Source organism: Streptomyces sp. WMMB 322, from assembly GCF_900090145.1.
Lineage (GTDB): Bacteria > Actinomycetota > Actinomycetes > Streptomycetales > Streptomycetaceae > Streptomyces.
This window is the reverse complement of record NZ_FMHI01000016.1, coordinates 151,205-162,802: the sequence shown is the minus strand read 5'-3', so window position 1 is coordinate 162,802 and position 11,598 is coordinate 151,205. Positions and strand designations below refer to the sequence as shown.

The window sequence follows — 11,598 nt, the reverse complement described above, 5'->3', positions numbered from 1 at the left end:
AGGATTTCGCCGAGCGCGGTCAGGACCGCCGACTCGTCGTTGTCGATCTTCTTCGACCACAGCGTCGCACCGGTCTCGTCGACTACCGCCGCCCAGTGATGCCCTTTGCCTGCATCGATGCCGGCCCAGACCTGGGCCCGTCGCCCGTTCACTCGCCCCTCCTCAGTTCCAACAGCACACCGTTGGCCCGAGGAACACCCCGCTGTCATCTCCGTAATCAGCGACCGAAACACACATCTCAATCAGCAGCCAGGGCGCCCGGGAGGACCGGGCGGCCACTCCTGCGAAGCCACTGAAGGCAAGAAGCCATAAGCCACACCCGGCCCTCCTGGGCCGCCCAACAACTTACGGAGGAGCCATGCGGGAGCAAGGCCGCACGAAGACAGCACTCTCCGCCGGCGACCCGGCCGGGACCAGGGCATGGGCTCTCCAGGAGGTGCCGCCGTTCCTGTCCGGGCTGCGCCGGAACGCAGCGGTCTGACAGGGCCTGCGGATGCATCCACACATTGCGGAAGCGATGAAGCAGCCCGATCTGATCCGCGTGCAACAGGATCTGATCTGCCTGCGTTTCGAGACGATGAAGATCTATTCGGCTCTGGGGGCGGTTCGCCATCTGCTCGACTCCGGGGCCGTGAAGCAGGGCGACACGCTCATCGACAGCTCCAGCGGCATCTACGCGCAGGCGCTGGCACTCGCCTGCCACCGCTACGGGCTCAAGTGCCACATCGTGGGCTCCACGACCGTGGACCGGACGCTCCGGGTGCAACTGGAGATTCTCGGCGCCACCCTGGAACAGGTCGAGCCGTCGAAGAACCTGAGACTGGACCAGGAGCTTCGGGTACGCCGCATCGCAGAGATCCTCGAGGACAACCCGACCTACCACTGGATGCGCCAGTATCACGACGCAGTCCACTACTACGGCTACCGCGACGTCGCCGAGGTCATGGACGGGGAAATCCCGCCGGGCGCGGTCACGTTGGTCGGCGGCGTCGGCTCCGGGGCATCGACGGGCGCCCTCGCCACGTACCTCAGAGAGGCCGGCCGGGATGTGTCCGTGGTGGGCGTACAGCCCTTCGGCAGCGTCACGTTCGGGTCGGAGAACGTCTCGGACCCGGACATGATCATCGCAGGCATAGGCAGCGCCATAGAGTTCCGGAACGTCCGGCACGAGCTGTACGACCGCATTCACTGGGTCAACTTCGAATGCGCCCTGTCCGGTTCTGTCGAACTGCTGCGAAGCACCGGAATATTCGCCGGGCTGTCAGCCGGTGCGGCATACCTGACCACTCTGTGGGAGCGGAAACGTTGCCGCAGAAACGGCTCGCCGACCTACGTGTTCATCGCGGCGGACACAGGTCACCGCTATGTCGACAGTGCCTTCGCCCAGCACCGCAGGGCCCAGGACATCGACACCCTCGCACCCCACGAGATCACGTCCCTCGACGAGCTGAGGCATCCGTGGTCGACGGCCTCGTGGACCGGTATCTCCGCTTCGCAGCACGGCAGTTGACGCGTTCGCGCACAGCACCTGGCGTCTGCCGGGAACGACCGGCTCCTGCTCGGAGGACAGAGCATCCACCCACCACTCGACGAGAGAACCGAGAAATGCCGAACCCGAAGCCGCACACCGTCACGGAACTGACCGAGGGAGTACTGGAGGGCGCTTACGGTCCCGATCCGAAGAATGTGACCGTCACCAGCGCATTCTGGCTCTACCACACCACGCGCCTGGCGGGCGGCGAGGTCACGTACCACAACCACTATCTCCTGCTGCGCGCCGGTGAGAGCTTCGGCGCCTGCTCCTTCGAAGCGGGTGAACTGAGCCCCGATTTCTGCGAGAACGCCTCCGGTTTCCCACTGGAGAGACTGCTGCGCAGCGAGACGACGCCGGTGCGTATCGCCGCACTGGATGCCTACCTGTCCAACGTGCGACCGCACCGGGACGCCGCCGATGCCGAGCCGCTCATCCTGCCGACCGGAACCCCGGAACTGAGGGCACGGGCGCGCGACGCCGCCATCGCCGGGCTCCTCGACGTCGAACCGGGCGCCAAGGTGGCTCTGATCGGTGTGGTGAATCCGCTGATCGAAGCGATACGGGAGCGGGGCGGCGTCTGCCTGCCCTGCGACCTGAACCTTCGCACCACGCAGTGGGGCGAGCCGGTATCGGACGACATGACCGAGGTCCTGGGGCGAGCTGATGCCGTGGTGGCCACCGGCATGACGCTCAGCAACGGCACGTTCGACCTGATCCTCGAACACTGCAGGCTGCACGACATCCCGCTCGTGGTCTACGCGCAGACCGGCAGCGCCGTCGCCCGCGCGTTCCTTACCGGCGGCGTCACCGCCCTGTCAGCCGAGGCCTTCCCGTTCTCGCAGTTCAGCGCCGACGCGACCGTCCTGTACCGCTACCGGGCCGACAGCTCCGCGCCGGCACTCGAGGAGGCATCGTGAGCGCCGGCGCCGGGACTTCACACATGAGGCGCGAGGAGTCCGGAGCGGGTGAGCACCTTCCGAGCGACCTGAACATGACGCGTGCGCTGTGGCCGATCCTGCTGGCCTCGGCGGTCGGGCTGCTGCCGTTCACCGTCTTCAGCACCTATCTCGTCCCGATCGCGGACGAGTCCGGGAGCAGCGTCGCGGCGATGGGCGGGCTCCGCGGACTCGGCGGGCTCGCGGCGCTGCTGGTGGGTACGGCACTGGCACCGCTGATCGACCGCGTTCCGAAGGAGTGGGCGGCTGCCGGCGGGCTCGGAGTGCTTGCGGTCTCGACCGCGCTCGGCGCGAGTGGCGAGTACCTGCTTCTCGTGGCGTTCTGCCTGCTCGTGGGGGCGGGGACGGCCGTACTCAACCCGGCTCTGACAGCGGCGGCGGCCGACCGGTTCGGTTCCGGGAAGGCGGCCGGCAGAGCGGCGACGCTGGTCACGGCGACCCAGTCGATGACGGCGATGCTGGCGGCGCCCCTGATCGCGCTTCCGGCGGTCTTCTGGGGGTGGGAGGGAGACCTCCTGGCGGTCACGGTCGCCTCGCTGCTGCTCGCGGCGATCCTGCTCTCCCGGCGCAGCCGCTCCCACGTCGAGGAGGAGGAAGAGGCCGACGGCGGGGGGAAGTTGAGCTACCTCGCCTCCTTCAGGGCCCTCGCTGCGGTGCGGGGCGCGGTGCCCCTGCTGCTGATCTCCTTGCTCCGCACGGCCGTGTTCATGGGGTATCTGGCCTACCTGGCCGCGTACTACGACAGCCGCTTCCAACTCGGCCCCGGTCTTTTCTCGTTGGTCTGGACGCTCAGCGGTGCCTCGTTCTTCGTGAGCAATCTCCTCACGGGACGGCTCACGAACTCGGCCCGGCCGCGGGTGCGTACGGAGCACTTGCTCATCCTCGGCCTCGTCGTGGCTCTGGCCTCCGTCGTCGGGTTCTACTTCACACGCCGGCTTCCGTCCGCTCTCGTCCTCACCTCGCTCCACGCGGCGAGTCACGCGGTCGTCGCCGCCTGCGCCGTGAGTCTGCTCGTGCGGCGCTGCGGGGCGCTGCGCGGTTCCGCGCTGAGCATCAACGCCGCGGGGATGAGCCTGGGCGTCTTCGCGGGGGCGTCCCTCGGCGGCGTCGGTCTGGGTCTCGCCGGTTATCCCGGGGTCGCTCTGGTCTTCGGCGCGCTCGTGACGGCCGCGCTGGGTGCCGCGTTCCTGGTCTCCCGTCTGCCCGGCGAACACATCGGCGCGGACGGCGGGGAGAACGCCGGTTCGTCCGGTACGTCAGGAGCCTCGTGACCGGCTCACTCCCCATGAACACGGCCTCTGTGTTCCGGAAAGGACTGCGCATGCACCCGTCCGCCCCCTCCGCGCCGCCGGGGAGCAGTGGCGCACACACGGACGAGAGCGCGCGCGGCGCTGCGGGCGCCCCTGGTCCGGGGCCGTCGTCCCCGCGACGGGGTCTGACCGCGGCCTGCGTCGCTCTGTTCGTGGTGCTGCTGGTCTCCGTCGTGGTGGCGATCGGTCTCGGGTCTGCGGTGATCCGGCCGGGCGAGACGGCCCGCTACCTTTGGGCGGCCCTCAGCGGCGGGCAGATCGGCGCGAGCGAGGCGACGACCTATCAGATCGTCTGGGAGATCCGCACTCCCCGAGTGCTGCTGGCCGCGCTGGTCGGGGCCGGTCTGAGCACCGCGGGTGTGGCCATCCAGGCGATGGTGCGCAACGCGCTGGCCGACCCGTACGTGCTGGGCGTCTCCTCAGGGGCGTCCGTCGGCGCGGTGGGCGTCACCGTCACCGGCGGGCTCGCCGGTCTGGGGGTCCACGCCATGTCGGCCGGTGCCTTTCTGGGAGCGCTCGCGGCTTCGGCCCTCGTGTACGGAGCAGCGGCGAGCCGGGGCGGGCTCTCGCCGCTGCGGCTCGTCCTGACCGGCGTCGCCATGGCACTCGGCTTCCAGGCCGTCATGAGTCTGATCATCTACTTGGTCCCCAACAGCGAGGCCACCAGCACGGTCCTGTACTGGACGATGGGCAGCTTCGGCGCCGCCACGTGGGCCGCCCTGCCCGTCGTGGCCGCGGCGGTGCTGCTCGGGGTGGTCGTGCTGAGGCGCTTCAGCCGCGCGCTGGACGTGATGGCGCTCGGCGACGAGACCGCGGCGAGCCTGGGTGTCGACCCCGACCGGCACCGCAAGGGGCTCCTGGTCCTCGTCTCGCTCGTCACCGGCGCGATGGTCGCCGTGAGCGGTGCCATCGGCTTCGTCGGTCTGGTCATGCCTCACCTGGTCCGCATGGTCGTCGGAGCCACCCACGCACGCGTACTCGCGGTCGCTCCTCTCGTGGGAGCGGTCTTCATGGTTTGGGTGGATCTGGTGGCCCGGACTCTCGTCGCCCCGCGGGAACTTCCCCTCGGCGTCATCACCGCGCTGGTCGGCGTCCCGGTGTTCGTCTCCTTGATGCGCCGCAGGGCCTACATGTTCGGAGGCCGCTGATGGACCTGACACTCGACCGGCTCTCGGTCGTCACCGACGGCAGGAAACTCGTGCACGACCTCTCCCTGGACGTGACGGACGGGCGGTGCGTCGGTCTCGTCGGACCGAACGGAAGCGGCAAGTCCACCGCGCTGAAGTGCATCTACCGGGCGCTGCGCCCCAGTTCCGGGACGGTGTGGATCGGTGAGCAGGAGCTGTCGTCGCTGAGCATGCGGCGAAGTGCCCGGCTCGTCGCCGCCCTCGCCCAGGACGGGGAGGTCGAACTCGACTTCACCGTCGAGGAGATCGTCGCGCTGGGCCGTACACCCCACATGCGGGGCAACCAGGTGCTCGGCGACAGGGAGCGGGAGCTGTGCGAGCGGGCCATGGAACAGCTCGGCATCGCTCACCTGGCCGGGCGCGGCGTCATGACGCTCTCCGGCGGCGAGCGGCAGCGCGTTCTCGTCGCCCGTGCTCTCGTCCAGGAGCCTGCGGTCCTCGTCCTCGACGAGCCGACCAACCATCTCGACGTGCGGCATCAGGTGGAGTTGCTGTCGCTGCTGCGCGGCACGGGCCTGACCACGTTGATCGTGCTGCACGACCTGAACCTGGCCGCCGCCGCATGCGACCGCATCGGTGTCCTCTCCGAGGGACGTCTGGTCTCCACCGGAACTCCGGAGAAGGTCCTGACCCCCCGGCTGGTTCACGACGTCTTCGGCGTCCGCACCACCCTCGTCAGCCACCCGCTGACCGGAGATCCGCAACTGCTGTATTCCCTCAGCCCTTCATCACCGAATGGAAGTGACACGTCATGCCCGTCATCCGGCCACTGAACAACGCGCGGCGGCACGCCGTCATCGGATCGACCGCCGCCGCACTCCTCCTCAGCGGTTGCGGCGCCGACGTCGCGACCGGCGGGAAGAATTCGGAGAAGGTCACCGTCAAAAGGTGCGGAGAGCCGGTCGAATACACCGTCCCGAAGCGCGCTGTCGCCTACGAGGGAGGAAGCGCCGACAAACTCTTCAGTCTCGGGCTGACGAAGCACGTCCACGGCTACGTGATGCCACCGGCGAACCCTCCCGTGAGCGAGTCGCCATGGGCGTCCGAATACGCCGAGGTGAAGAAGCTCAGCGAAGATCTCCTCAACAAGGAACTCGTCGCCGACGCCAAGTCGGACTTCGTGGTCGCCGGCTGGAACTCCGGCTTCAGCGACCAGCGCGGTATCACCCCACAGATCCTGGACAAGCTCGGGATCCAGAGCTTCATGCACACCGAGAGCTGCTACAACTACCCCGGTTTTCCCGAGAAGAAGAAGCCGTTCGAAGCCCTCTACACAGACCTGGAGCGGCTCGGGAAGATATTCAGGGTGGAGGAGAAGGCGAAGAAGGTCGTCGACGAGCTGCGGGAGCGGGAGAAGGCCGTGGCTTCGAAGGCACCGAAGGGCGACCCCGCCCCCGTCTTCCTCTACGACTCGGGTACCGACCAGCCCTTCACGGCAGGCAACCAGGTCCCGCCCGACGACATCATCAAGAAGGCCGGCGGGAAGAACATCTTCTCCGACCTCGACGAGCGCTGGACACAGGTGAACTGGGAGAGCGTCACCAAGGCCCGGCCGGAGGTCATCATCATCCTCGACTACGGTGACAAACCCGCCGAGAAGAAGATCGAGTTCCTCAGGAAATCGCCGCAGACCAAGGAGTTGCCCGCCGTGAAGAAGAACAACTTCTTCATCCTCGACTACAACGAGGGCATCAGCGGCCCGCGCAACATCGACGGCCTGGAGAAGTTCGGCGAATACATGCGGAACCTGGAACGCTGACTCCACGAACCCCTCCCCCTCGTTCCGCATTTCTTCGCGGTTCCGTGGCCGCGAAGATGCGGACGGCGGCGCCGGGGCCGGCAGCGCGTGCGAGGGGTCACATCCTTCGAGCAGGCCGCGCGGGAACCGGGCCGTCGCTCCCGCCGACTACCTGCCCGCACCCCCGCACCGGGGGCCGACAGGAGCAGGGAGAGGAAGACCATGGTGAGCAGCACGGCTACTTCGCCGCGGGTGGAGGAGTCACCTTCCGGGGCGCCGGCAACAGACACGGCGGGCACATGGGCGGGAATACGGGCGCTGTTGCTGCGCCTGCACTTCTTCGCTGGAGTCTTCATCGGTCCGTTCCTGCTTGTCGCGGCCGTGACCGGTCTTCTCTACACGGCGACACCCCAGTTGGAGAGGGCGCTGTACCAGCACGAGTTGAAGGTGGCCCCGCGAGGTGAACCGGACTCGCTGAAGGTTCAGGTGGCCGCGGCGAAGAAGGCCGTACCGGACGGCACCCTGGTCTCCGTGACGACCGGGCCGGGCCCCGATGACAGTACGCGGGTCGTCTTCGAGGAGCCGGGGCTGGAGGAGGGGTACACGCGGACCGCCTTCGTCGATCCCTACGACCACTCGGTGCTGGGCACGCTGGAGACCTTCGGGCAGTGGCTTCCGGCGCGCGCCTGGTTCGACGATCTGCACCGCAACCTCCACCTGGGCGATCTCGGACGCAACTACAGCGAGATCGCGGCGAGTTGGCTGTGGGTGGAGGTCGCCGGCGGGCTGGTGCTGTGGATCGGGGCGCGGCGCTCGCGCCGCAGGCTGCGCCGCACGCTGCTTCCCGAGCAGTCGGCGCCCGCGGGACGACGGCGGGTGAGGTCATGGCACGGAGCGGTCGGACTCTGGGCGGCCGCAGGCCTGTTGGGGCTGTCGGCGACGGGTCTGACGTGGTCCGCATACGCGGGAGCCAACATCACACAGCTCCGGGAGCAGCTGAACAGCCCTACGCCGACGGTCGCGGCCGGCGTGCCGAAAGCGCAAGAACACGACCACGGCCACGGCCACGGAGCGGGAGCGGGAGAGGCGGGCGGCCGGGACATCGGCATCGACGGCGCCGTACGAGCGGCGCGCGAAGCCGGGCTCGGCGGCGTCCTGGACATCACGCCCCCTGCCGGCAACGGCAGTGCGTACGTCGTGAAGGAGAACACCCGCTCCTGGCCGGAGCGGCAGGATTCGGTCGCGGTGGCACCGGACTCCGGCGAGATCACCGCGACTCTCCGCTTCGACGACTACCCCCTGCTGGCGAAGCTGTCCCGCTGGGGCGTGGACGCGCACATGGGCCTGCTGTTCGGTCTGGTCAACCAGATCGTGCTGGCCGTGCTCGCCCTCGCGCTGATCGGAATGATCTTCTGGGGCTACCGGATGTGGTGGCTGCGACGGCCCATGCGCAGCAGCGCTTCCTCCGGGCGGCTGCCGCGAGCGGGACGTGCTCCGGCGCGCGGAGCGTGGCGCCGGCTCCCGGGAAGGGTGCTTGCCCCCGCCGTCGCCGTGACCGCGCTCGTGGCGTACTGGCTCCCGTGGTTCGGCATCCCGCTGCTGCTGTTCCTGGCCGTGGATCTCCTGGTTGGGCGGGTGCGCCGCGACCGGGAGGCGTGATGCGCGCCCGGTCTGCGCCGGGTACTCACCGGCGCGCCGACGATCCTGGCGGGTCCACGCGCCGTGGCGGGCCGGCAAGCCAATATCCGTACTCCTCACCTGAGTTGCCGGGGTGGGGCACGGTCGGACCCGCCACGCTGCGTCCCGTCGCATCCCGTCCCTTCCCCGGCGATCAGCGTGAACGCCGAGGACGTCGGGGTCATGTTCCGTCACAACAGCCGGTCATCGGGTGCGGCGGAATGCGGGACACGGAACGAGACGCGCCAGGGGACGGCCGCCGGCCGCGCGTTCACAGCTTCTGTCCGTGAGTGAGCGGTTTTCGGCCGTCCATGTCCGGCCCGCTGAGCGGGTGCGACGATGGGCGGACCATGCATGCGGGAAGCGTCCTCAGAGTGCTGCGCGCCGGAGCGTTCGCGGCTGTCTGTGCGGTGCTCGCGGCGACCGGACATGCGATGACGTCCGGACATACGGTGCCGGCCTGGATGCTCGCCGTCGGCTGGGCCGGCACCGCCGGCGTCGCCTGGTTCCTGACGGGCAGGGAGCGCGGGCCTCTGCTCGTCGGCGCCCTGACGGTCTTCACGCAGTTCTTCCTGCACACGGCTTTCTCGCTGGGCCAAGCCACGACGCCTCAAGGGGCCCCTTCGTCCGCACATGCCGCACCCCCCGGGTTGCACGCAACGCGCGGGACGGGCGGGACGCACGGGTCGCACGGCATGCACGCGACGGACGGACAACTGGCCGGTCACGCCCACGACATGAGCCCGCACATGCAGCACGGGACGGCGAGTCACGCGCCGCCGGCAACGCCCGGTTCCGGAGGGGACGTTCCGGCCCCGCTCCACGGCGGACACGGCGACTCGACCGGTATGCTCGCCGCCCACCTCCTCGTGGCGCTGCTCAGCGCCTGGTGGATGTGGGGCGGAGAGCGGGCGGTCTTCCAGCTTCTGCGTGTGGCGTCCGCGAAGTTCTTCGGGCCGCTCCTGACCACTCCCGCACTTTCCCTGCCGGCGCCGATTCCCGTACTGCGGCCGGGCCGCCCGGAACGGCGGCGCGCTCCGCGGCAGTTCTTCCTGAGTCACGTCATCTGGTTGAGAGGTCCGCCGGGCGGCCGGGCTGTCTGACGACAGCACGGCCGTAAGCCCGGCCGGCGCCTGCCCGCAGGCGCCGGGCGCGGGATCGTTCACCGGCTGACCGGACACGGCAGCCGGATCACCCGAAGGACGTCAGACGATGACCCCTGTGCGCACGCGGGCGCCCGGACCCCCCGGGACCCCGCCAGACACCACTCGGAAACAGCTCCGTTCAGCAGGCCCGCCGGCCAGGACTCCCCGAAGCCGGACCGGGACCGTCGAAGCTGCCTCCCGGCGACCCCGGGTGCGGGGCCTGTCCCCCGCACCCGGAGCTCCCTGTGACGTCACCCGGCACGTCGCCGGTGACGTCCCGTCGCAGCCGGAGCGCCTTGACCTCCCACGCCCGGCAGTCGGCGCATCCCGTCAGGTGCTCCTCCAGTCTCCGCCCGGTGACACCGGGAGGCAGGTCCTCCTCGTCGAGCCGGGCGGAGAGGGCGGTGCGGGCGCGGGAGCAGAGCATGCGCCCATCCTCCTCGGTCCGCTCCGGTGGCGGGGAGGGGAGCCGTACGGTGGCTGACGACACGGAAGCGACGGCGTGGGCGCTGGCCGCCCGCTCCGGAGACGAGGAGGCGGCGCAGGAGTTCGTCCGGGCCACGCAACTCGATGTCCGCCGGTTCGTCACTCACCTCAGCGGCGACGCCCAGGCCGCGGACGATCTCGTCCAGGAGACCTATCTGCGCGCGCTGCGGAGTCTGCCGGGGTTCGAGGGAAGGTCCTCGGCCCGTACCTGGCTGCTCACCATCGCCCGCCGGGCTGTGGCCGACCGCATCCGCGCCGGCTCGTGCCGTCCCCGGCTCTCGGCCTCGGACGACTGGGAGACGGCGGTGGAGAAGGCTCAGCCGCGCGGGCTGCCCGGATTCGAGGAGGGAGTGGCGCTGAGCGAACTGCTGGCAGTCATCGACGGCCGGCGCCGCGAAGCGTTCGTCCTCACCCAACTCCTCGGACTCTCCTACGCGCAGGCCGCAGCGGTGATCGGCTGCCCGCTGGGCACGGTGCGCTCACGCGTCGCGCGGGCGCGCGAGAGCCTGATCTCCCTTCTGGAAGAGGCGGAGGCGGACCGCCCGGCCGGGGACGCCACCGTCACCGGCCGGCCCGCAGGGCACGCGGAACCGGGTGACGGCCGGGTCGAACCGGGTGACGGCCGGGTCGCCCTGGCGGGTTCGGCGGCTTGACGGGATGCGGCGGCCCTTGAAGGCGCATCGTTGCGCGTCCGGGGCCGCCGCCTCTGCATCCCCGGCGCCTGCCGCTCTCCGCGGCCGACCCGGAACTGGACGGTCCGCTCAAAGGGGCAGATCGTCGGGCAGCAGTCGGAACGCCTTGTGACGACCGAGGGGGCGCACGGCGCGGAAGTCTCGGCGATCGAGGGTGAGGACGGCGTCGGTGTCGTAGTCGGCGGCGAGGGCCACGTTCACGGCGTCCGCCAGGTCCAGGTCGAGACTGCTGTAGCGGGCGCGTACGGACTGAGCGGCCCCGAGGTGATCTTCGGTGATCTCGGGAACGACGACGCGACCACGACGCATCCAGTGCCGGATGTCATCGACCGCGCTGAGTGCCGCCTCCCTGCCGAGTTCGCGAGTGGCGACGTGATCGATCTCGGCGAGCAGCAGTGGAGACATCACCAGCAGACCCGCAGCCATGATCGCCTCGCCGGCCGGCCGACGCTCCGGATGGGTCGAGTCGAGCGCGGCCAGCAGCCCGGACGTGTCCGCGATGACGATGATCACGCGGCTGATCCGGCCTCGCTCTCACGGACAGCGGCGTCGGCGACGGCGTTGCGCACGTCGCGCTTCGTGGGCGTACGGCCGGATCCCTCGAACGTACGGGAGAAAAGCGGCTCGTCCCAGACGCGGTTCGCCATGGCCGCGAGGTGGATGCCCTGGCGGATGATCTCGGCCTCGCTGATCCCCCGCCGCTTCGCCGCCTCCTTGATGATGGCGAGGTCTTCCGGGTCGGCGTAGACGTTGGTTCGCTTCATGGACATGTACCAAGCCTAGCGCATGTACCACGCTGATGTATGTCGCCGGAAGCGACCCCACTGCCTCTCACGCAAGCTCGGCAGGGGGCGCGCCGACGCCCCTGCGGAC

The 11,598-nt window shown here is 69.6% G+C and carries 14 protein-coding genes; 10 read left to right on the top strand and 4 right to left on the bottom strand.

The annotated features are described in order from the left end of the window. Nucleotides 1-152: IS110 family transposase (locus H180DRAFT_RS22640; protein WP_139151427.1), on the bottom strand; the 152-nt coding region annotated here is incomplete at its 3' end. 206 nt (nt 153-358) lie between these two features. Between H180DRAFT_RS22640 and H180DRAFT_RS30830 the strand changes: the two genes are divergently transcribed. The 9 genes from H180DRAFT_RS30830 to H180DRAFT_RS22600 all read left to right on the top strand — a co-directional run bounded on the left by H180DRAFT_RS30830 (nt 359) and on the right by H180DRAFT_RS22600 (nt 9,505). Further along, nucleotides 359-481: a hypothetical protein gene (locus H180DRAFT_RS30830; protein ID WP_302622451.1), complete on the top strand. Its 123-nt coding sequence runs from the start codon at nt 359-361 to the stop codon at nt 479-481. Nucleotides 482-493: 12 nt separating this feature from the next. After that, complete coding sequence (locus H180DRAFT_RS22635; protein WP_055487947.1) at nt 494-1,510, top strand: pyridoxal-phosphate dependent enzyme; 1,017 nt, start codon at nt 494-496, stop codon at nt 1,508-1,510. A 95-nt stretch (nt 1,511-1,605) separates the two neighbouring features. Beyond that, nucleotides 1,606-2,451: a Rossmann-like domain-containing protein gene (locus H180DRAFT_RS22630; protein ID WP_055487946.1), complete on the top strand. Its 846-nt coding sequence runs from the start codon at nt 1,606-1,608 to the stop codon at nt 2,449-2,451. Then, nucleotides 2,448-3,761, top strand: a complete 1,314-nt coding sequence (locus tag H180DRAFT_RS22625; protein ID WP_055487945.1) for an MFS transporter — start codon at nt 2,448-2,450, stop codon at nt 3,759-3,761. Before H180DRAFT_RS22630 ends, H180DRAFT_RS22625 begins: the two co-directional genes overlap by 4 nt. A 50-nt stretch (nt 3,762-3,811) precedes the next feature. After that, nucleotides 3,812-4,948: a FecCD family ABC transporter permease gene (locus H180DRAFT_RS22620; RefSeq protein WP_079100325.1), complete on the top strand. Its 1,137-nt coding sequence runs from the start codon at nt 3,812-3,814 to the stop codon at nt 4,946-4,948. After that, nucleotides 4,948-5,760 (top strand): ABC transporter ATP-binding protein, encoded by an 813-nt coding sequence (locus H180DRAFT_RS22615; RefSeq protein WP_055487944.1) that lies wholly within the window; start codon nt 4,948-4,950, stop codon nt 5,758-5,760. The genes H180DRAFT_RS22620 and H180DRAFT_RS22615 overlap by 1 nt, the downstream gene beginning before the upstream one ends. Continuing rightward, nucleotides 5,739-6,746, top strand: coding sequence for an ABC transporter substrate-binding protein (locus H180DRAFT_RS22610; protein ID WP_055487943.1), 1,008 nt, complete (start codon nt 5,739-5,741; stop codon nt 6,744-6,746). The genes H180DRAFT_RS22615 and H180DRAFT_RS22610 overlap by 22 nt, the downstream gene beginning before the upstream one ends. Nucleotides 6,747-6,947: 201 nt before the next feature. Beyond that, on the top strand, nt 6,948-8,384 hold the full coding sequence (locus H180DRAFT_RS22605; protein ID WP_055487942.1) for a PepSY-associated TM helix domain-containing protein: 1,437 nt from the start codon (nt 6,948-6,950) through the stop codon (nt 8,382-8,384). A gap of 452 nt (nt 8,385-8,836) precedes the next feature. Then, the gene (locus H180DRAFT_RS22600) at nt 8,837-9,505 is read left to right on the top strand and encodes a PE-PGRS family protein (RefSeq protein ID WP_254666148.1); all 669 of its coding nucleotides are present in this window, start codon (nt 8,837-8,839) and stop codon (nt 9,503-9,505) included. A 181-nt stretch (nt 9,506-9,686) separates the two neighbouring features. On the opposite strand, the gene H180DRAFT_RS22595 is transcribed toward H180DRAFT_RS22600, so the two are convergent. After that, the gene (locus tag H180DRAFT_RS22595) at nt 9,687-9,974 is read right to left on the bottom strand and encodes a zf-HC2 domain-containing protein (RefSeq protein ID WP_055487940.1); all 288 of its coding nucleotides are present in this window, start codon (nt 9,972-9,974) and stop codon (nt 9,687-9,689) included. A gap of 49 nt (nt 9,975-10,023) precedes the next feature. On the opposite strand from H180DRAFT_RS22595, the gene H180DRAFT_RS22590 reads away from it, so the two are divergent. Then, nucleotides 10,024-10,686, top strand: a complete 663-nt coding sequence (locus H180DRAFT_RS22590; RefSeq protein ID WP_254666147.1) for a sigma-70 family RNA polymerase sigma factor — start codon at nt 10,024-10,026, stop codon at nt 10,684-10,686. 108 nt (nt 10,687-10,794) lie between these two features. On the opposite strand, the gene H180DRAFT_RS22585 is transcribed toward H180DRAFT_RS22590, so the two are convergent. Together H180DRAFT_RS22585 and H180DRAFT_RS22580 are read right to left on the bottom strand one after the other, a co-directional pair. Continuing rightward, nucleotides 10,795-11,238 carry a PIN domain-containing protein gene (locus H180DRAFT_RS22585; protein ID WP_055487938.1) on the bottom strand — a complete coding sequence of 148 codons (444 nt, stop codon included), beginning with the start codon at nt 11,236-11,238 and terminating at the stop codon, nt 10,795-10,797. Beyond that, complete coding sequence (locus tag H180DRAFT_RS22580) at nt 11,235-11,495, bottom strand: ribbon-helix-helix domain-containing protein (RefSeq protein WP_055487937.1); 261 nt, start codon at nt 11,493-11,495, stop codon at nt 11,235-11,237. Before H180DRAFT_RS22580 ends, H180DRAFT_RS22585 begins: the two co-directional genes overlap by 4 nt. Between the last annotated feature and the right edge of the window lie 103 nt (nt 11,496-11,598).